General features: G+C 51.5%; 17 protein-coding genes. 9 read left to right on the top strand and 8 right to left on the bottom strand.

Annotated elements, in window-relative coordinates:
* Positions 1 to 283: 283 nt before the first annotated feature.
* Positions 284 to 511 carry a hypothetical protein gene (locus H8K47_RS17285; RefSeq protein ID WP_230410241.1) on the top strand — a complete coding sequence of 76 codons (228 nt, stop codon included), beginning with the start codon at positions 284 to 286 and terminating at the stop codon, positions 509 to 511.
* 229 nt (positions 512 to 740) lie between these two features.
* On the opposite strand, the gene H8K47_RS17290 is transcribed toward H8K47_RS17285, so the two are convergent.
* The 6 genes from H8K47_RS17290 to tkt form a co-directional block, all read right to left on the bottom strand.
* The gene (locus tag H8K47_RS17290; RefSeq protein WP_186882628.1) at positions 741 to 1,277 is read right to left on the bottom strand and encodes a DUF924 family protein; all 537 of its coding nucleotides are present in this window, start codon (positions 1,275 to 1,277) and stop codon (positions 741 to 743) included.
* 72 nt (positions 1,278 to 1,349) lie between these two features.
* On the bottom strand, positions 1,350 to 1,838 hold the full coding sequence (locus H8K47_RS17295) for a hypothetical protein (protein ID WP_186882629.1): 489 nt from the start codon (positions 1,836 to 1,838) through the stop codon (positions 1,350 to 1,352).
* 45 nt (positions 1,839 to 1,883) lie between these two features.
* Complete coding sequence (gene lepB, locus H8K47_RS17300; RefSeq protein ID WP_186882630.1) at positions 1,884 to 2,567, bottom strand: signal peptidase I; 684 nt, start codon at positions 2,565 to 2,567, stop codon at positions 1,884 to 1,886.
* Positions 2,568 to 2,710: 143 nt separating this feature from the next.
* A complete protein-coding gene (gap, locus tag H8K47_RS17305) occupies positions 2,711 to 3,724 on the bottom strand; it encodes a type I glyceraldehyde-3-phosphate dehydrogenase (RefSeq protein WP_162021140.1) in 1,014 nt (337 codons plus the stop codon).
* A gap of 170 nt (positions 3,725 to 3,894) precedes the next feature.
* Positions 3,895 to 4,512, bottom strand: coding sequence for a GNAT family N-acetyltransferase (locus H8K47_RS17310; RefSeq protein WP_230410242.1), 618 nt, complete (start codon positions 4,510 to 4,512; stop codon positions 3,895 to 3,897).
* The gene (gene tkt / locus H8K47_RS17315; protein ID WP_186882631.1) at positions 4,509 to 6,512 is read right to left on the bottom strand and encodes a transketolase; all 2,004 of its coding nucleotides are present in this window, start codon (positions 6,510 to 6,512) and stop codon (positions 4,509 to 4,511) included. Before tkt ends, H8K47_RS17310 begins: the two co-directional genes overlap by 4 nt.
* Positions 6,513 to 6,709: 197 nt before the next feature.
* On the opposite strand from tkt, the gene speE reads away from it, so the two are divergent.
* The 7 genes from speE to H8K47_RS17350 all read left to right on the top strand — a co-directional run bounded on the left by speE (position 6,710) and on the right by H8K47_RS17350 (position 13,659).
* Entirely contained in the window at positions 6,710 to 7,984 is a 1,275-nt protein-coding gene (gene speE / locus H8K47_RS17320; protein WP_222612830.1) for a polyamine aminopropyltransferase, read from the top strand.
* On the top strand, positions 7,965 to 8,480 hold the full coding sequence (locus tag H8K47_RS17325; protein WP_186882633.1) for a hypothetical protein: 516 nt from the start codon (positions 7,965 to 7,967) through the stop codon (positions 8,478 to 8,480). Before speE ends, H8K47_RS17325 begins: the two co-directional genes overlap by 20 nt.
* Complete coding sequence (locus H8K47_RS17330; RefSeq protein WP_186882634.1) at positions 8,480 to 9,616, top strand: glutathionylspermidine synthase family protein; 1,137 nt, start codon at positions 8,480 to 8,482, stop codon at positions 9,614 to 9,616. Before H8K47_RS17325 ends, H8K47_RS17330 begins: the two co-directional genes overlap by 1 nt.
* Before the next feature lie 12 nt (positions 9,617 to 9,628).
* Entirely contained in the window at positions 9,629 to 10,036 is a 408-nt protein-coding gene (locus tag H8K47_RS17335; RefSeq protein WP_162021145.1) for a DUF350 domain-containing protein, read from the top strand.
* 302 nt (positions 10,037 to 10,338) lie between these two features.
* On the top strand, positions 10,339 to 12,294 hold the full coding sequence (locus H8K47_RS17340; RefSeq protein ID WP_186882635.1) for an alpha/beta hydrolase family protein: 1,956 nt from the start codon (positions 10,339 to 10,341) through the stop codon (positions 12,292 to 12,294).
* 85 nt (positions 12,295 to 12,379) lie between these two features.
* Positions 12,380 to 13,105 (top strand): 16S rRNA (uracil(1498)-N(3))-methyltransferase, encoded by a 726-nt coding sequence (locus H8K47_RS17345; RefSeq protein ID WP_186882636.1) that lies wholly within the window; start codon positions 12,380 to 12,382, stop codon positions 13,103 to 13,105.
* Between the two features lie 125 nt (positions 13,106 to 13,230).
* Entirely contained in the window at positions 13,231 to 13,659 is a 429-nt protein-coding gene (locus tag H8K47_RS17350) for a YidB family protein (RefSeq protein WP_186882637.1), read from the top strand.
* Between the two features lie 92 nt (positions 13,660 to 13,751).
* Here H8K47_RS17350 and H8K47_RS17355 read toward each other — a convergent pair whose 3' ends face one another.
* The gene (locus H8K47_RS17355; RefSeq protein WP_186882638.1) at positions 13,752 to 16,547 is read right to left on the bottom strand and encodes an Ig-like domain-containing protein; all 2,796 of its coding nucleotides are present in this window, start codon (positions 16,545 to 16,547) and stop codon (positions 13,752 to 13,754) included.
* A gap of 813 nt (positions 16,548 to 17,360) precedes the next feature.
* On the opposite strand from H8K47_RS17355, the gene H8K47_RS17360 reads away from it, so the two are divergent.
* Positions 17,361 to 18,029 (top strand): hypothetical protein, encoded by a 669-nt coding sequence (locus tag H8K47_RS17360; protein ID WP_186882639.1) that lies wholly within the window; start codon positions 17,361 to 17,363, stop codon positions 18,027 to 18,029.
* Between the two features lie 7 nt (positions 18,030 to 18,036).
* Here the strand turns inward: H8K47_RS17360 and H8K47_RS17365 are convergent, their stop codons facing one another.
* On the bottom strand, positions 18,037 to 19,836 hold the full coding sequence (locus tag H8K47_RS17365; RefSeq protein ID WP_186882640.1) for a DUF885 domain-containing protein: 1,800 nt from the start codon (positions 19,834 to 19,836) through the stop codon (positions 18,037 to 18,039).
* Positions 19,837 to 20,038: the final 202 nt, after the last annotated feature.

A 20,038-nucleotide genomic window follows, 5' to 3' on the forward strand; every position in this document is an offset into this window, starting at 1 on the left:
TGGGGCGTCGCTTCCTGCGCACCGGTGTAGTTAGTAGTTCCAAAGTAGCTCCCGCTAATATTTAACGGGAACTACTTTGAAGATTTTTAATGCTGACGTCCAGACGGTTCTGGTGAGGCGCTTACCTGAAGGTAGTGCCAGGTTGTTTGTCCACTATCCCAGAGAAGGAGGCATTGGTGGCTAACATTACGGTCAAAGCCGTTCCCTTCGGTCACTGGACCGCCCGCAAGCGGGCGGCCCTTTACCTACAACGTTAGAAATCTGCCGCGATATGATCTACCGAATGCAATTTGCGTCCGATGTTATTCGAGACGGGATGGGGCTGGAGCTGATCGATGAGTCAAACACCGTCGTGGCCGAAGTCTTCCGCAACGACTCGACGCACGAGTTGGTTTTCTCAGCATTTACTGAGAATATTCCGTTCATCGAAATTGAAAAGCTGGTGTCTGTCGCAAGACACGACCTGCAGACTTTTGAAGATGGCACTGTACTCCCAATGAAGAAAGAGTGATGTCTATTTTCAAATCTCATTTCTGACGGACACACTGCAGGGGGAAATGTCCGCTTCCGCAAGCCGCTGTGCAAGCACGTTAGCACCCCCATAAAAAAGTCCCATCCGAAAAACCTAAGTCCCGGAAAAACCCTTGTTGCGACAACACCGCAAGCATGCGCTTAGTACCTCACTCAAACCCCTACTCCGCTTCGCTCCTTAACGATGCAGGCAACCCAACCCGCACAACTCAAAACGACGACCCCGGTTGCTGCAGGAAGCTGAGTTCTGCTTCGGTGGATGTGCGGCCCAGGATAGCGTTGCGGTGGGGGTAGCGGCCGAACTGGTCGATGATGGCTTTGTGGCGTAGTTCGAATTGGTAATTGTTCGCCAGCCCCAGTTCGCGGTACAGGACTTCGGCGTCCTGATGCACGAGCGCGGATTCGCTGTGCATGTAAGGCAGGTAGGCGAAGCTGCGTTGCACCGGGCTGAGTTCCTGTGTCATGCCGTTGCGCTGCATTTCCTGCGCCAGCACCAGTGCCATACCATCCTGACTAAAGGCCAGCGGGGTGCCGCGATGGATGTTTCTGGAAAACTGATCGAGTACGATGATTTCTGCCAGCCGGCCCGGTGCATGTTCACGCCAGGACGCATATTCTGCGCGGCTGGCGGCTTGCCATACTGCGCCAAATTCCTGCGCGATGCGCTGATCCAGTGCGGCATCGACTTTCCACCAGTCGGCAGGCTGTAATTGTTCAAACCAAAAGTGCAGTATCTGTTGCCACATGGTGTTAGTCCTGTTGATGTTTTTTGATGTTGACTGTACTGGTCGATGAGGACCAGAGCAGGCTGCTGCGGCTTAACGGAACTGGCTGAGCTGGCCTTGTGGTCCGGCGCAAGCGAGGCTGAAGAAGGACTGACCGTTGCTGGCGGTCAGTGATTCCTGCACCTCATTGTTCACTTCATTTTGCAGCTCATTTTGTGCGGCTGTCACTGCTGTGCCGCGCGTAGCCTGGCGCCGGTATTTGCCGATTAAGGCAGTCGCGATCAGGCTTTGCTGCGCATCTTTCAACACGCCTTGCACATGACTGGACGAGACCGTACCGATGAAGTAGTTGGCGGGGGCTGCGTTGTCTTCTGCGCCGGTCAGCAAGCTGGCGGTGATGCGGCTGCCATCGCGTTGTATCAGCGCCCTGCCCTGACTGAGCTGCCAGTTGGCGCCTGCCTCCGGCGTGCCCATCACATAGCTACATTGCCCAGTCTGCTGCTGTGCCTGTGCGGAACTGGGCAGACTCAGTGCTGGCAATGCGAACACTGCGATTACAGTGAAGAGCAAGGGGATTTTCATACAGTTTCCTTTCAGGGCTGACAGCGCAGTGGTGCGCCGTCAGCTTTACAGCGCTGCGCCGAAGCGTTCCAGTCGCGGCAAATAATAGTGATCGCCATTCAGGGAGAACATCAGGCGCTTGACCTGGCCGGTGATCAGTTCGCGTTTTACCAGACCAATATAGCGTGAATCGCGGCTGTTATCGCGATTATCGCCCAACATCAGATACTGTCCCTGCGGTACGGTGACCGGGCCAAAGCTGCGCATGGCGGGACGCTCAGGCATGACGATGATGGCGTGATTCAGGCTGCTCAGCTGTTCGCGGAAGACTTGCTGTTCGCCTGCATATTCGCGCTTAGGCGTGAGGTGATCGGGGCTGGCGACAGACTGTGCTTCATAGCTGGCAGACTGGCCGTTGATGAACAGGCGCTCATCGCGCATTTCCACCACATCGCCCGGAATAGCGACCAGGCGCTTGACCAGGCGGGTGCCGTCTTCGGGCGAGGAAAAGGTCACGATATCACCACGCTGCGGATCAGCCAGGGGTTTCAGGATGACATCGGTGAAAGGCAGTTTCAAATCATAGGCGGTGCGGTCGCAAATCACGCGGTCGCCCTCAAGCAAGGTCGGATACATCGAGCTGGACGGCACCAGATAATAGTCAGCCAGCGCGCTGCGCACCAGCACCATGCCCAGCATGAAGGCGATAAAGCCCTTGTTATCGGCAACCAGTTTTTTGAGTTTCAGCATAAGTAGACTCCTGCGTACAGTAGTAAATGAGGCAGCGGCCAGTCTGTGTATTACGATGCGGACACAAACCGGCCCCTGCTGCATACAGACAAAAAAATACCCCGAAAGTTCGGGGTATTTTTTTATTCCTCTGAAACGCAGAATTATTTTGCGTTCATCAATGCCACTGTAGTGTCGAGCATACGGTTGGAGAAACCCCATTCGTTGTCGTACCAGCTGGATACTTTCACCAGACGGCCATTCACTTTAGTCAGTGTTTCGTCGTAGGTGGAAGAAGCTGGGTTGTGGTTGAAGTCAACAGACACCAGGGGTGCTTTGTTGTAGTCCAGGATGCCTTTCAGGGCGCCTTCGGACGCGTCTTTCAACACTTTGTTGATTTCTTCAACAGTGGTGTCGCGGGAAGCGATGAAAGTCAGATCAACCACGGAAACGTTGATGGTTGGAACGCGCATTGCGTAGCCATCCAGTTTGCCGTTCAGTTCTGGCAGAACCAGGCCAACCGCTGCAGCTGCACCGGTTTTGGTCGGGATCATGCTCATGGTTGCAGAACGGGCGCGACGCAGGTCTTCGTGCATCACGTCTGTCAATACCTGATCATTGGTGTAAGCATGGATAGTCGTCATCAAACCACTTTCGATGCCGATTGCGTCGTGCAGCGGTTTTGCCAGCGGAGCCAGGCAGTTAGTAGTGCAGGATGCGTTAGAGATCACAGTGTCAGTTGCTTTCAAAACGCCGTGGTTGACGCCGTACACAACTGTCGCGTCAACATCTTTACCGCCTGGAGCGGAGATGATGACTTTTTTCGCGCCGCCAGCCAGATGGGCAGATGCTTTTTCTTTGGTGGTGAAGAAGCCTGTGCATTCCAGCACGACGTCGACATTCAGTTCACCCCAAGGGATGTTGGCTGGATTGCGTTCTGCGAATACTTTGATTTTATCGCCGTTGACGATCATGGTATCGCCTTCAACGCTGACGGTGCCAGGGAACTTGCCGTGGGCTGTGTCATAGCGTGTCAGGTGCGCGTTGGACTCTGCATTGCCGAGGTCGTTGATCGCTACGATCTGGATCTCATTCTTGAATTTACCACCTTCGTAGTGAGCGCGAAGGATGTTACGGCCGATACGGCCGTAGCCGTTAATTGCGACGCGAATCGTCATGGTTTTATCTCCAAAGGACTATTTACAACTATCAATAAACAACAAAAATCGTCTGGGCTGATGCGGCTGCAGGCTCTGCAGAATTTGCTGCTGCAGATTCCGCTACAAGTTCTGCTACAAGTCTGGTACCACTGCGTCCCGGTCATGCCGGGACCGCATACATCATCCTGTTAATGAATTGCTGCAGACGTTGGCATTGCCTGCACAGAGGCCAGCAACACGGACAGATCGCGCCAGCCATAGCCGCTTTCTTTCAGATCCACGCCATCCCAGCTAAATTCCTGCTCCAGAATAAATTCCGCACCCAACTCTTCGTAAAAATTGCGCGCCACATTATTCCCGGAGATCAGCCACACTAACAGATTCTGCGCACCTTGCGCCTGCAAAGTGCGTGCTACCTTCTGCACCATACGGCGACCGATACCGGAACGCTGCCAGGCCGGACGCAGATACACGGCGCTCAGTTCAGCACTAAAGCCATGTTTGGCGCGCTCAAGCAACATACCGGAAGCGAAACCGATAATATGGCCTTCACTTTCCGCGACATAGACACAGGCGCGGTCACCTGCCGTTGGCAAGGCTTCCAACACTGTTTTCCAGTGCAGGAAGCTGTCCTCGATGCGCATTTCATCCAGATAGGAATCCGGAATCATGCCACGGTAGGTGGTCTGCCAGCTTTCCACCCGGACTGCTGCGATGGCTTCTGCGTCGCCGACTGTAGCACGACGCAGGCTGACTTCCTTGATACTGCTCATCATTTCCGACATAGTGTCTCTGACTTCCATCATGCCAGCGTTGCTTTAACCTGAGCGACGACGTTGTCTACGGTGAAGCCGAAATGTTTAAACAAAACGCCAGCCGGTGCAGATTCACCGAAGGTGTCGATACCGACGACTGCGCCTTCCAGACCCACATACTTGTACCAGAAGCTGGTGACACCGGCTTCGATCGCGATGCGTGGCAAACCTTTGCCCAGTACTGCAGCCTTGTAAGCCGCATCCTGACGGTCAAATACATCGGTAGACGGCATGGAGACCACGCGTACTGCGATGCCCTGCTCTGCCAATGCGGCGGCGGATTTCACAGCCAGTTCGATTTCGGAACCGGTAGCGATCAGCACGGCTTTCGCCTCTGCGGCATCCTGCAATACGTAGCCACCGCGCTGGATATCAGCGATCTGTTGCGCGCTACGTTCCTGGTAAGGCAGATTTTGACGTGAGAAGATCAGCGTGGACGGGCCATCATTGCGTTTCACTGCATGGGCCCAGGCCGCTGCCGATTCCACGGTGTCGCATGGACGCCAGTTATCCAGATTCGGGATCAGGCGCATGCTGGAAACGTGTTCTACTGACTGATGGGTAGGACCATCTTCACCCAGACCGATAGAGTCATGCGTGAAGACAAACAGGCTGCGGATTTTCATCAGCGCTGCCATGCGAATGGCATTGCGGCTGTAGTCAGAGAAAGTCAGGAAAGTCGCGCCGAAAGGAATGTAGCCGCCATGCAAAGCGATACCGTTCATGATCGCGCTCATACCGAATTCACGCACACCGTAATTGATGTGGTTACCGGCCTGATTGCCACGTACCGCGACGCATTCTTTCCAGTTAGTCAGGTTAGAACCGGTCAGATCGGCAGAACCGCCGAGGAATTCAGGCAGCGATGGCGCAAAGGCCTGAATTGCATTCTGGCTGGCTTTACGGGTTGCGATGTTTTCTTTTTTCTCTACGCAGGCAGCGATCGCATTCGCGACGACTTCATCAAAATTCGCTGGCAAGTCACCTTTCATACGGCGTGTCAGTTCAGCCGCTTTTTGCGGGAACTGGGCGCTGTAAGTCGCAAACAGGTTATTCCAGGCGGCTTCATTGGCTGCGCCTTCGGCTTTCGCATCCCAGTCGCTGTAGACTTCAGCCGGGATGTCAAATGGCGCGTAGTTCCAGCCCAGATGTGCACGGACTGCAGCCACTTCTTTGTCACCCAGTGCCGCACCGTGTACGTTGTGGGTGCCTTCCATGTTAGGAGAGCCTTTACCGATCACGGTTTTGCAGCAGATCAGGGTCGGCTTGTCAGAGGTTTTTGCCGCAGTGATCGCTGCGTCGACGGCCTTCGCATCGTGACCGTCAACAGCGCGGATCACATTCCAGCCGTAGGCTTCGAAGCGTTTAGGGGTGTCGTCAGTGAACCAGCCTTCGACATGACCATCAATCGAGATGCCATTGTCGTCCCAGAAGGCGATCAGTTTATTCAATTGCAGCGTGCCAGCCAGCGAGCAGGCTTCGTGGGAAATGCCTTCCATCAGGCAGCCGTCACCCATGAACACATAGGTGTGGTGATCGATTACCGGCAAACCATCCTGATTGAATTCTGCTGCCAGCAGTTTTTCTGCCAGCGCCATACCCACCGCATTGGTGATGCCCTGCCCCAGAGGACCGGTGGTGGTTTCTACGCCCGGAGTGATGTGCACTTCCGGATGTCCTGCAGTTTTGGAATGCAGTTGACGGAAATTGCGGACTTCATCCATCGACAGATCATAGCCAGTCAGATGCAGCAACGAGTAATGCAGCATAGAGCCATGGCCATTCGACAGAACAAAACGGTCGCGGTTAATCCACTGAGGATGCGCTGGGTTATGACGATAATGGCCTTTCCACAATGCCACAGCGATGTCTGCCATGCCCATAGGCGCACCCGGGTGACCGGAATTGGCTTTTTGAACGGCATCCATAGACAAAACGCGCACGGCGTTTGCCATAGTGGTAAGTGTTGCTGGCTGGAGAGTTGAGATCATGGCAATAGATGATGTTTTGAAGAAACTGGTAAATGAAGCAAATCACGTCAAACCTAAGCGACGTTTCCGTAGAGCGACAACAGCTAAGATGCATGCTGTCTGTCAGTGATAACGATGATTGCACATTGAAAGCCCGATATTTTACCAGAGCCAGACGCTCAGAATACAATTGCGGCTTTTGATCAGACCTAATCACCATGGATGGCTTGCATTTAACCGCAGATTGTTTTGACTGTACGGCAGAAATGTCGCTTTTCCTGGAGGCTGACCTGTTGTCCGCCTTTATTGCATCTTGTGTAAAAGATACTGGTCTGGCACTGGTCGGCGAAAAATATGTCTCGTTTAGCAATCCCGACCACAGCCCGGCGGGCGTCACCGGCACGGCGCTGTTGGCAGAATCCCATGTGGCGCTGCATACCTGGCCAGAGCTGAAGGCGGTCACACTCGATGTGTATGTCTGTAATTTCATGCAAGACAACAGCCTCAAGGCGCATCAGTTGCTGGAATTGCTGATACGGCGCTTTAACCCGGTTCGCTGCACACGCCAGGAGTTGCAACGCGGCCGCATTCAGCCCGACCTGGTGACAGAAGCATTGAGCACAGCCACCCATTACCGGACGCAGTTACAACAGCGCATCATGCAAACGCAAAGCCAGTTTCAGCAGATAGAAATTGCTGACACTCACGATTTTGGCCGCATCATGCGTATCGATCAGGCCATGATGACCTCAGAAAAAGATGAATTCTTTTACCATGAAAATCTGGTGCATCCGGCCGCCATCACCCATCCGGAACCAAAAACCGCACTGATTATCGGTGGCGGCGATGGTGGCTCCAGCCGCCAGTTACTCCAACATCCGAGTATAGAACGCATCGTATTGTGTGAAATCGATGAGGAAGTAGTCAGCATCGCCCGTCAATATCTGACCGCCATCCATCAGGGTGCGCTGGACAACGCCAAAGTAGAACATGTGTATGCAGATGGTTTCGCCTATGTGCAAAACTCGGAAGAACAATTTGATCTGATCTTGCTGGATCTGACCGATCCGCTGAGTCCGGATGGCAGCAGTCTGGCGGCGACTTGCATGACGGAGGATTTTTTCCACCAATGTTGCGCCAGACTCACAACGCAGGGCATGCTGGTGATGCATTTGGGCAGCCCTTTTTACCATCCGCAACGCTATCGCGACACCCTGAAAAAATTGGCAGCGGCCTTCCCGCTGGTGCGGCCCTACTCTGTATTCATCCCTTTATACGGTGCAGAATGGGGCATGGCGGTCGCCAGTATGGCCGCTGATCCACTCGCGCTGACAGGATCAACGGTAAAGCAACGTATCGAACACCGTGGTTTACAAAACTGCCATTATTACAATGAACAAACCCATCAGGCGCAGTTTGCGATACCCAATTACCTGCGTGACCTGATGCCAGACCCAACATATAGGAATGATCGTGAAAAAGCATGCGTGTAAGGACGCTCAGTCCAGCAGGCGACGTGCCACCAAGGCCTTGCCTTTGCTGCTGGCTGGCAGCGCCAGCCTGGTTGCCTGCAGCGAGCAGCCGGTGCAGGAACTGACCCAGATCCGGGATGAATATCAAAACATCGAAGATTGTCGTAAAGACTGGGGCGATGGCCCGGCCTGTGAACTGCAGCCAGGCAGCAATTTGCAGGAAGCGGCACTGGCGCCAGCGTCCAGCGCCACTACGTCCAACACCTCAGGCACCAGCAGTTATACCAGTGGCTATACCAGCTCAGGCTCGCACGGCTACTACGGTGGAGGCGGTCATTTTCTGGGCCCCAGCTATATTGCCGGGGAACGCGAAGCCAGCCGTCAAAGTATGGGCTTGCGCAACTCCCAGTCCGATCATGCGAGTGGCCATAGTGTGAGCCGTAGCTCGGGTGGACGCGGTGCGGTCAGCCGTGGCGGTTTTGGCGGCTCGGCCCATGGTCATTCAGGAGGTGGTTAATGGAACGCATCAGCTTACAGCCGCGCAGCGGCTGGCAACAACAATTCGAACAACTGGGCTTCAGCTACCACTCTATTGACGGCCTGTACTGGGATGAGCGTTATGCCTACCGCTTTACCGAACAGCAGATTGACGTATTAGAACAAGCGACCGAGGACCTGCACCAGATGTGCCTGCAAGCTGTCGATCATGTACTGCGGCACGGCATGCAGGAACGCTTCAGCATTCCGCCCAATTTCTGGCAACGGGTGGAGCAAAGCTGGCGTGAGCGCGAGTTCTCGCTGTATGGCCGTTTTGACCTGAGCTGGAATGGTCAGGGTGCACCCAAAATGCTGGAATACAATGCTGACACACCGACCGGCCTGGTCGAATCCAGCGTAGCGCAATGGTATTGGCTGCAGGATGTATTTCCGGATGCGGACCAGTTCAACTCCATCCATGAAAAACTGATCGCACAATGGCAAAGCTTCCCGCATAAGGGCATGCTGCATTTTGCCTGCATCATGCAGAACGAAGAAGATGAAGGCAATCTGTCTTATCTCCGGGACACCGCGATTCAGGCCGGACTGACTACGCGCCAGCTTGGTGTGGAACAAATAGGCTGGGATGCGCAACGTGCACGCCTGGTCGATGATGTCGATCTGGTCATCGATAATCTGTTCAAACTCTATCCCTGGGAATGGCTGAGCCGCGAAGCGTTCGCTGTGCATCTGGAACAGCCATCAACGCACATGCGCATCATAGAACCAGCCTGGAAAATGATTTTATCGAACAAGGCGATCCTGCCAGTGCTATGGGAATTATTTCCTGGCCATCCGAATCTCTTGCCCGCCTTCGTCGACCGCTGGCGCATACAAGGCGATTACGTGAAAAAACCCTTGTATTCACGCGAAGGTGAAAACATCTCGATTTATCGTGGCAGCGAGGTCATCCATACCGATGGTGAATATGGCGCTGAGGGCTATGTGTATCAAGCGCTTGCACCGCAGCCGTTTTTTGATGATGGCATCACTCCGGCATACACCTCGATAGGTTCATGGGTAGTCGGCGATCAGGCAGCAGGCATAGGCATACGTGAAGATGCGACACTGATTACCAAGAATACCAGCCGTTTTATCCCCCATTATTTTGAATAAGAAAGTCTGCGTATGAGTTCTCATTTTTTTAACAGCGGCCTGAGCGCATTTTTCAGCCACTTCCTGATCGCCGTATTACTACTCGCGCTGTTCATCGCGATTTATGTACGCATTACCCCATACAAGGAAATCACACTGATACGCGCCGGTAACGTCGCAGCAGCCATTAGCTTATCCGGCTCTATGCTGGGATTTGCGATAGCACTGGCTTCCGCCATTGCCAACAGCATCAGCTTATTCGATATGCTGACCTGGGGCTCCATTGCACTGGTGGTGCAATTACTGGCGTTTTTACTTACCCGCGTCATGCTGCCGGACATCGTGTCCGACATCCCGCAAAACAAAACCGCATCCGGAATTTTCCTGGGTGCTGCCAGTTTCGCGCTGGGACTATTAAATGCGGCTTGTATGACTTACTGAGCGATACCAAAGAAGGCTGAACTGTTGCTTGGGCAGAAAATTCAGCACTTGGAGACGATCTGCCAGCGCCCTCAATCGGTGGCAGATTCCCGCATTTTTTACATGAGTGAAATATACGCACCATTTACAACACGTATCACTTCGAAAAATGCAAATAATTTCGCAAAACAATTGCATTAAAAGTATTATTTTGAAGTTTATTTCCTAAGTTTGATAACTCAGGAAAAAAAATCAATAAAACGCAGCATAGATCCATCGCAGCGATCCGACTTAATCTCGAGTTGTATTTTATTAAAGCCATTATGAAACTGTTCAAACTTGCAACTGCAATGGTACTTTGCTGCCATTTCTCAGTATTTGCCCAAGCGGTTGAAAAAATCCCTCTGGATTACTTTATCAAACCGAATCAATTCTCTCACCCACGTCTGGCGCCAGACGGTAAGCATATTGCGATGATCGTCAGTCTGCCCGACGGCGAGCGTTTTATTCCAACGATGGCGGTATTTGAGTTACCTGGCTTTAAGATGAAGAGCATCATCAGATTACCTAAGTTTGAAGTCCCTGGTAATATCAGATGGCTCAACAACGAACGTCTTTTAGTTGCGAAAGCGACAGAACGCGGTTCGCAGGAAGCACCTATGTGGACTGGAGAAATACTGGCATTTAATTTGGATGGAAAAAAACAGGACTACCTGTACGGTTACAACATGTTTGCACAATCCTCTAAGGGCGACAGGTACGATGATGACCATGGATTTGGCAGCATTGCTTTTATTCCCAAAAATACAAACGGACAGTTTTTTCTGGAAGAGCATAAGTGGAGCAACAATCACAGCACAGTATTGCAAATCAACGCCAATAACGCCGCCCGAAAGACTGTAGCGGATATTCCAGTACCTGGCCTGAAATTTACCTTTGATAAATATGGCCAGCCAAGATATGCGTCAGGTAACAACGAAAAATACGTAGGTATCCTCTACAAACACGATGACAAAGACAACTCGTGGAAAGAAATAAACAGTGGCAGCCTGGGCTGGGGCTTCCGTCCATTTCAATTCCTTCAGGATAATTCCGCTTTCTACGCCAATTTTTCCGAACATGGCGAGCCACCTAAAATTGTATTGCAAAATACCCAAAGCGATGAGCGGCAAATCATTGCAGAAAATCCGCAAAGTGAGCTCGGATATCTGGAATTCGATACCTTGACCCAAAAACTATTTGCATATAGCAACGTTGTTGGTCGGCCTAAGCATATCTATGTAGATTTCGGATCAGAAGAAGCTCAGTTACATCAGCACCTCTCTAAGCAATTTCCCGACGATATGGTGTCCTTTCTCGATTTCACCGAAGACCGCAGCCGCCTGCTCTTTAAAGTGAGCAGTGACAAAGATCCGGGCACATATTATCTGTACGACAAAGCAAGCAAAAAGGCGAACATATTATTTGTCGCATCCGAAGAACTGGAACCGGAAAAGATGGCTTCCCGCCAGCCTGTTAGCTTCAAAGCACGTGATGGATTGCCTTTACATGGTTTTTTAACTATGCATCCAGTTAAGGCCGGAGAGAAAAGAGCTCTGATCCTGCTACCGCACGGTGGCCCACACGGCGTTTATAACACTTGGTTTTTTGATTCGGAAGCACAATTTCTGGCTAACCGGGGTTATGCCGTCCTTCAGGTCAATTTCCGTGGATCTGGCAGCCGTGGCAAGTCCTTCGAAATCAAGGGCTACAAGCACTGGGGAGACCAGATTCAATACGACCTCATCGATGGTGTGAAATGGGCAGCAACTCAGCCTGGCATCGACGGAGCACGTGTGTGTGCTTACGGTGCCAGCTTCGGTGCCTATGCATCCTTGATGGTAACCATACGCGAACCAAATATGTTTAAGTGTGCCGTTGGTTATGCTGGCGTATACGACCTGCCTTTAATTTTTAATGAAGAATCTGTGACATCCAATAAAACAACGAAAAGTGCATTCGTGCGTTTCTTAGGGACGGATATCGATAATTTAAAACAAAATTCTCCGGCCTATCTCGCCCAGGAAATAAAGGTTCCAGTTTTTCTTGCTCATGGTGACGAAGATAAAGTTACGCCCGTCGTACAGGCGAATTCAATGCGCAATGCATTGAATAGTGCAAATAAACCATATGAATGGATGCTGGCTAAGAATGAAGGTCATGGCTTTTATGCGACGAAAAATCTGAAGGAGTTCTACGAAAAACTGGAACAGTTCCTGGCCAAGCATCTCGGTCAATAATCCTTTAAAGGGGATGTCGCCAGGCATCCCCTGCCTTATAATCCCGCCTAACTTCAGCTTACCGGCCCTCGCGCCTTGTCTTGCCATGCCACGCTTTTACTGCCCACTGCCGCTTGCGATCGGCGCCATGATCGATCTGCCCACGGATGTTGCGCACCATGTGTTTGTGTTACGCTTGCAGAGTGGCGACAATATAGAACTGATGAATGGTGAAGGTGGCAGCTACATCGCGACCCTGGCCCAGATAGAAAAAAAGCGTGCCAGCGCCGAGGTTAAATTATTCTTACCGGAAGAAGTCGAATTGCCCTACGCACTGAATCTGGCCCAGGCCTTGCCTGAGGGGAGCAAAATGGACTGGATCATAGAAAAAGCGGTAGAGCTAGGGGTGAGCTCGATACAGCCGCTGGCAGCCAGGCGCTCTGTGGTTAAACTCAGTACTGAACGCGCAGAAAAGAAAATGCAGCATTGGCAAGGTGTGATCATCGCTGCGTCTGAACAATGCGGCCGCAACCGGCTTGCACAATTAAATGAGCCGCAAGACATCACGCAGTGGCTGACCCAAACTGATATGCATCAGCGCATCATGCTGTCGCCACGCGCTGAGAGCTCGCTGGCCGACTGGGCCAGGCATCACCCGCCGCAGCCTATCAGTCTGCTGATCGGCCCGGAAGGTGGATTAAGCGCCGAAGAAGAAGCGCTGGCAACGCGCCAGGGTGTACTGTCGCTATCCATGGGGCCGCGTATTCTGAGAACGGAAACAGCAGGCCTGGCGGCAATCGCTATATTGAATGCGGCCTGGGGTGGAATGTAGAAAAAAGTCAATTTCATACAAATTTAACAAAGCATCCAGGATTTCCCATTTACACTCAGCGAGTTTCAAGCGCACCGCAGGTGCACACTACTCTCTCAAACTTCAGTCAAACACAGGTGGGAAAAATGGGCTTATTCGATACGGCATTATCCATGTTAGGCAACGCGAATTCTGCTGAAGGCGGCGGTCAGTCTGCGCTGATACAGGTGGCACTCGGCTTGCTGAATCAAAGCGGTCAAGGGGGAACAGGAGGACTGCAAGGTCTGCTGTCTCAGTTTCAGCAGGCAGGCCTGGGCGATGTTGTCGCCAGTTGGGTCGGTACCGGTCAGAATTTGCCGATTTCTGCCGAACAAATCCAGCAGGTATTAGGCAATGGTCAGCTTGCACAGTTAGCTGAATCTGCCGGTATCCCGCATGATGGCATCGCTGGTCAGCTCGCCAACATGCTGCCTGGCCTGATCGATCACCTGACACCAAATGGTGAAGTCCCGGAAGCAGGGAAAATTGATGCTTCCAGTGTATTGCAAGGTCTGGGCTCTTTATTTGGTAAATAAGTTTTACCCTTATCCGAAGAAGCTGCGCAGCAAAAAAAAATCCCGCAACAGCCCAAAGCTGTGCGGGATTTTTTTTGAGAGGCCTGCTGTGATTATTGGGCAAGCAAAGTCACATCATCAATCAGAAACGCCGTTGCTGTCACGCTGCCTTCCACACCTGTGAATACGATGCGGATAGTCTGCCCTTTGTAAGCCGACAAGTTGAAGGTCTTATTCAGGTAGCTACTGCCCTTATCCAGATTCGAATAGGTCGCCAGCGTTGCCAATACCGTACCGCTGCTGTTTTGCACCTGTACTTTGAGTGTGTCATAAGCCTGCGTCGTCGTTGTCTCGTCCGACACCACTTTCAACCAGAAACTGAGCATGGCCGAATTCGCGGTCGACGGGATCGTCACTTGCTGAGACAGCGTGTCAGTGTGTGTACTGCCGTAGCCATTCAGCCACGCCTTGTAACTACCGGTACGGGCCGCCTGACCTGAGCTGTTTGAAATCACACCTGAAGTCGCCGTCCAGGACGCAGCACCACTTTCAAAACTGCTATTAGCGATTAACTGCGTGCTGACTGCATTATTCACACTAAAATTCACGCTGGCCGAAGAGCCCACGTTATTGGCCGCGTCATACGCCTTAGCGACCAGAGTATGCGTCGCGTTCGTCAGCGTGGTCGAATTCAGGCTCAGGCTGTAAGGTGCGGTCGTGCTTGTGCCTTTTAACGCGCTATCCACATAGAATTCTACTTTAGTCACACCGACATTATCACTGGCACTGGCGGACAGTGTGATATTGCCGCTGCTACCAGTTTCCGATGCTGTGACGGTTGGTGGCGTCGTATCGGCAACCGGATTATTTACGGTGAAGTTTACGCTGGAAGACGTACCGATGTTATTGGCTGCGTCATATGCTTTAGCGACCAGAGTATGGGGGGCGTTCGTCAGCGTGGTCGAATTCAGGCTCAGACTATAAGGCGCTGTCGTGCTGCTGCCTTTTAACACGCCATCGACATAAAACTCCACTTTAGTCACGCCCACGTTATCACTCGCGCTGGCGGAGAAGCTGATGTTGCCGCTGTTGCCGCTTTCTGAGGCACTGACTGTTGGTGCAGTTGTATCCGTATTACCGCCACTGGTTTGGGTCACCCAGACTGGTGCAGACCACAGGATATTGCCATCGTCCTGAGTGATTTTCGCGTAATAGAAATGCTCGCCTACGGCTGGCGTAATAGTCGCCGTTGCAGCGCTGGTCAACTGGCTGACCGTACCATTACGACCTGGCACCCCTTCATAAATCACGACACTGGACACAGTACGGCCCGTGGTGGACGCAAAATTAGTCGTCAGTGTCAGTGGTCCGCTGTTGCTGAAGCGTTCGCCCATGATGTGGTTGTTTGCGGTCAGAATGATTTGCGAATTCTTATCCATGGTCGCAAACACGCGGCGTGCCTTCAATGCGTCAATAAAATTCGCATTGGTGAGCGGCATCCCATTCGGTATCAACACACCGGTGCGGTTGGTGTAGGAGGCACCCCAGTTAGCGCAGTGATTATCCTGGTCGCTGCTGAAGGCAATATGAAAACCCGCTTCCAAAGCTTTATTACATGCGCCTTCATAGGTGCTGCGGCCAGTCTCGGTTTCTGTGGTGTTGGTGGAGAATGCGGACGTATTCAAGACTTCACATAACACCATAGCCTGATCACCGTCAGCGGTATAACCAAGCGCGACACCATTGGCAGCGAACTGACCACTGCTGGACGGATGATTAAACTGACCTATCCAGCCACGCTGACGCATCAGTGTGTACAACCCCGCATAATCGCCTTTCGCGACAAAGGTATCACCGATCAGTTGATTACTGCTGTTGTATTCCCAGCCCAGCAATTCTGTGGCATTGAAAATATTCAGATGCCCGCCATTCGTGATGACACCCCATTCCATGCCATAGATCGCCAGGAAGTTACTATGCGATGAATTGAAACTCGCTGCTGCACTCAAACCGGACTGGTAAAGATTTTTCGCAGTCGCCGGATTGGCTGAGGCATTGGTACTGTCAGAACCATCGTACATATGGTTGTGCTCAGACGTCATCAGGAAATCCAGCCCCTTATTCAGTGCGTACTGATACGCATCGGTCGGACCGTAAGCGGCAGACTGCGGATTCTGTGCGCCGGTACAGGAACTCAAATCACCGCCACCATCGCTGTGATTGGTCTGGCTGTGTAAATTGCCGTAGTAAATGGTGTAAGGCAGTGAGCCACCTGCGGCTGTCAGGCTGGCGACAGCCATTTTGTTGGCGATACCGGCCTTTGGTGCCGTTGTGGTTTTGCGCGTGTTCAACGCAGTAAAACCTGGCATCGCCGGCACCGCTACTTTGCCAACCTGCATAGGCCAGCTTTGCACTTCCTGTCCTGCCTTATTGACTTGCAGGTTACGCTCAACAAGCGTATTGACCGCTGTATTAGACGATGCTGTTGCCACGACATCGGCAGCCACTGCAGTCAGTTTTACCTGGTACAAACCATCGCGAATGACTTCGCCTTTGGAGGTTTTCCCCGTCCACAGAATTTTGTTACTGATCGCTTTATTGAAGATTTTTTCTATGCCATACCAGCGATCCAGCACGCGGCCATCAGGTGTCAGCAGCTCCACGCGCCAGCTCACAGCCTGCTCTTTTTTTAAATGTGGATAGTCAAATTCCAATGTGAAATAACGCGCTTCCGCACCAGCCCGCAAGCTGGCATCGGCTTTATAAGGCACGTGCAGCGTGGCTTCGAACTCATGATGATCGGCAACTGAGGCCGAAGCAGTAACTGCCATGCCTGCACCCAGGATAAGGGCCAGGCTGACTTGCGTAGCGATATGCTTGAATCGCAACGGTTGAACGATGGACGGCATGAAATACTCCCTGATAGCTGTTGATTGTTAAGCAGTTCACACACAAAACTGGCAAACACAAACCAGGCACTCAGGAAATTTCGGGCAATAAGCCGCCCTGCCACCTGGCAATCAGGTAGCGCCATCTCCCCAATACACGCAGGTGTTGGTTAAGCTTTTATTTGTGATCTGCAGTCTGTTGCAGCAGAAATTTATTTTTATAACTAAGGAATGTCAGCACCGACGACACCCATCCAAATTGTCGACAATTTCAATTGGCAATCGTTTGCGCAAACGTTTCACAGATTAACATTGACTTATGTCAAATTTATTACCTGCAATTTCACAGCTGTAATTTCTATCAATAAAGATGCAAATAACTAAACAAACTGTGCTATTTTTGAGACATTTTTAGATTTAACGAAATAAAAGTGTTCAGTTTTCGTGTTCTATCTCAAGGTTAATATCAAAGCTGATACATGGATATGTAAGAGCTTTTGGAGGGGGAAATGCTGTGTAAAACGTGGATAAGCGATTTTTCAACACAATTTCCGTAAAAATCACGGGCAGAAGTTTGCATTAAGAAATTTATTGCTGATTCAAATATATAAGTTGTGACTGACACGCATTGGATATATAACTGTTAACGAGCTCCTTACTTTTATTATTTCATTCTTTACAATTCCAATGATTTTCTCCGTCCCTGCGCTTTGGCGCGTATTCTTAAAAATATCACACAGCGCGCTGTAGATATATTAAGATATATTAAGATACATTGCGTTACACAACATCTTATCTTCACTTACCTGATGTACGCTGCATTTTAAATATCAAATGAATAATATTAACGATAGCGTGATTTTCGATCCTTGGATGAAGGATCAAATAGATGCAGCCGTTTCTGCATTGATGCACCAGACCTATCAGCACAAAACGTATGGCGCAGCCTTAAAGTGTGCTGAATACGCGATACTAGGCGCTCGCCTCCTGACTACCCTCAGTAAGCGCCCTTACTTTGCAGTGGCCGGCTCGCAAATCGTCGGCTTTGGCAATGATCAGTTTGAATTAATCTCGCCCTCGCGGCGCGAGAGAAGAAATGCAAAAAAACTGGCCGATATCCAAAGCTACCATTGCTGGATAGAGTGCCAGCAGCATGAAGACGGCTCCACGCACCTCGAATACATCGATTTCACCAGCCGCTATGACCGACAAATCGCGCAATTGCTCAAAGTTCCGGATGCCAATATTGCAGAGGAAAACTACCTTTGGGACCGCGCCGATACACTCGATTACCCGATTCCTCAGCGTTTTTTGCAACATCCATCTGTGATCGGACGTAGTCATGGGTGGCGCTGGAAAGATCCGGTCTGTACCCGGCTTCTGAGGGCCTACGAAAAAAACAATGAAGCCTATTTCAGGCAGCAATCTGCAGAGTTACTACAGCTGCTGACAAGGCAAATTGAAACACTCATGCAAAGTCAGCAGCAGCATTGCCTGAACTAAACTCCGCTCAGGGCTTCAACATCAGTTGCCGTATCATGCCCACCGGCGCACTGCCATAACTCAGGAATTGTTCATGGAAAGGCTTGAGCCTGAACTGAGTTCCACGCTGCTGTTTCAACTCTTCGCGCAAAGCCATGATGTCAGCATAACCGCTGAAATAGCTGGTCAGTTGCACCGAGGTATATTGCACACGCTTCCACTTGCCATCCGCTTCAGCCTGGGTCTGAAAAGCTTCCTGAGTCAGGAAATGCTTCGCTTCCTGCTCGCTCATGCCCATCACATGTACCTGGTAATCCAGAATAGTGTTACAGATCGCACGCAGATTCCATTTGTAATACATGAGCCACATCTCAGGCGTATTGCCACCGTAGCCGGACTCCAGCATCATGCGCTCGCTGTAGACCGCCCAGCCTTCTATCATTGCGCCATTGCCGAATAAGGCTTTGATGACGGAAGGTGACTGGTTGGCATGTTGCAGCTGGGTGTAATGACCAGGTATCGCTTCGTGAATATTCAGAATCTGCAGCACCCAGTGATTGTATTCACGCAACGTGCTTTCTATTTGTTCCGCGCTTTGGCCAGTCAGCGGCGTGACGTTGTAATAGGTCTTATCATGTGGCCGGAATATGCCGGGAGCTTCTATTGAGGCAACGGACACGCCACGCTCATACTCGGGCGTTTCACGTACCACCAGTGGCTTACGGGTATCAAGGCTGAGCAAATCATGCTGCTGTATCCAGGCTTCCAGTTGCGGTAACTGGCGACGGATTTCAGCGAACAACTGATCCGGCTGCACATGTTGCTCGGACAGTTTATCAATAACCAGCTTGATACGCTGCGTTGCGTCAGCCGGACGGGCCGCTTCTCCCATCACGCGCGGCCACAACTGATCAGCCAGCTCCGCCATACGCTGATGTGATTCTGCTTTGGCTGCCAGGGCTTTTTGATACATTTGCTGCGCACTCAACGGCGACTGAATATCCGCCTTAAACTTAGCGGCATATAATTCCTGCCCTATGCGGAAAGAACGCCAGCCCTGCGCAGGTGGATGCGCAACCAGCGTTTGCAAGAAATCGGCATAGCCATCCAGCGCTTTGCCAGCCGACTGTAAACGGGTCTGCAGTTCTGATTTCTCCGCTTTACTCAAGGACGAAGTCTGCGCCTCTTGCTGAATCTGGGCAAACACCGCGCGGGTGCCTGCCATTTGCGCAATCGCCAGTTGGGTATGCTCCAACGTAGGCTGGTCTATGCTTTGTTGTGCCGCCTGATAATACGCAGGAACCGCGTTGAGACGTTCGCTGATCAGGCGCAGGCGGCGCTCTTTAGGCGCAAAATCGGTGTTGAGCAAATTATCAAAACCACCCGCTACATTGTGCTGTGACGGATTCCAGGCGAATTCGCGGTAAGTTTGCAGATACCAACGATTCGCCTCCAAATAATTGCGGATCAACACCAGATCCGTCTGATCGTTGGCGGAAAGCGTATCTGTCGCGAAGGCAGACAAGTTGTTTAACCAACGTTCGCAAAATTGCAGATAGGCCTTGCGGCCTGCCTCATCCGGCAAGCTTAGTTTGGCTCCCAGCTCAAAACGCCCGGCTGCCATCGCGCTTTCCGGGTCCTGTTTCCAGAACTCCTTTAAAAACTGCGTACGCATTTTTGAAAATTGCACTGCTTCTGGCCGCACTTGCTGTTTTACAGCCTGTTTTACGTCCTGGTTTGTTGCCTGGCTTGCCTGTACCGGCAAGCTCAAGCTACTGCCCAGTCCGGCCAGTAGGGCACTGAATACGACTGTACGATAATCTGACATCTTCTCCTCCTTAATATATTTATTTTAAATTGAAGAACATAGAGCCACGTGCAGTCCATAAGTTCCATAGACTTTCTAGGGCATGTCCTCATTTCATAGAATCAGCCAGCAAGTAGACATTTTTGCTGATTTGCAGGATTCTTCCATCCTGGATAAAAGGGAGATGGAATGGTTCGGCGCGTATTAAACGATGATATCTGGC

It is taken from the genome of Cognatundibacterium rugosum (assembly GCF_014284365.1).
Taxonomy (GTDB): domain Bacteria; phylum Pseudomonadota; class Gammaproteobacteria; order Burkholderiales; family Burkholderiaceae_D; genus Undibacterium; species Undibacterium rugosum.

Excerpts from the sequence above, each read along its gene's own strand:
- H8K47_RS17285 (WP_230410241.1), top strand. The coding sequence starts at position 284 with ATGCAATTTGCGTCCGATGTTATTCGAGACGGGATGGGGCTGGAGCTG.
- H8K47_RS17290 (WP_186882628.1), bottom strand. The coding sequence starts at position 1,277 with ATGTGGCAACAGATACTGCACTTTTGGTTTGAACAATTACAGCCTGCC.
- H8K47_RS17295 (WP_186882629.1), bottom strand. The coding sequence starts at position 1,838 with ATGAAAATCCCCTTGCTCTTCACTGTAATCGCAGTGTTCGCATTGCCA.
- lepB (WP_186882630.1), bottom strand. The coding sequence starts at position 2,567 with ATGCTGAAACTCAAAAAACTGGTTGCCGATAACAAGGGCTTTATCGCC.
- gap (WP_162021140.1), bottom strand. The coding sequence starts at position 3,724 with ATGACGATTCGCGTCGCAATTAACGGCTACGGCCGTATCGGCCGTAAC.
- H8K47_RS17310 (WP_230410242.1), bottom strand. The coding sequence starts at position 4,512 with ATGATGGAAGTCAGAGACACTATGTCGGAAATGATGAGCAGTATCAAG.
- tkt (WP_186882631.1), bottom strand. The coding sequence starts at position 6,512 with ATGATCTCAACTCTCCAGCCAGCAACACTTACCACTATGGCAAACGCC.
- speE (WP_222612830.1), top strand. The coding sequence starts at position 6,710 with ATGGATGGCTTGCATTTAACCGCAGATTGTTTTGACTGTACGGCAGAA.
- H8K47_RS17330 (WP_186882634.1), top strand. The coding sequence starts at position 8,480 with ATGGAACGCATCAGCTTACAGCCGCGCAGCGGCTGGCAACAACAATTC.
- H8K47_RS17335 (WP_162021145.1), top strand. The coding sequence starts at position 9,629 with ATGAGTTCTCATTTTTTTAACAGCGGCCTGAGCGCATTTTTCAGCCAC.
- H8K47_RS17340 (WP_186882635.1), top strand. The coding sequence starts at position 10,339 with ATGAAACTGTTCAAACTTGCAACTGCAATGGTACTTTGCTGCCATTTC.
- H8K47_RS17345 (WP_186882636.1), top strand. The coding sequence starts at position 12,380 with ATGCCACGCTTTTACTGCCCACTGCCGCTTGCGATCGGCGCCATGATC.
- H8K47_RS17350 (WP_186882637.1), top strand. The coding sequence starts at position 13,231 with ATGGGCTTATTCGATACGGCATTATCCATGTTAGGCAACGCGAATTCT.
- H8K47_RS17355 (WP_186882638.1), bottom strand. The coding sequence starts at position 16,547 with ATGCCGTCCATCGTTCAACCGTTGCGATTCAAGCATATCGCTACGCAA.
- H8K47_RS17360 (WP_186882639.1), top strand. The coding sequence starts at position 17,361 with ATGAATAATATTAACGATAGCGTGATTTTCGATCCTTGGATGAAGGAT.
- H8K47_RS17365 (WP_186882640.1), bottom strand. The coding sequence starts at position 19,836 with ATGTCAGATTATCGTACAGTCGTATTCAGTGCCCTACTGGCCGGACTG.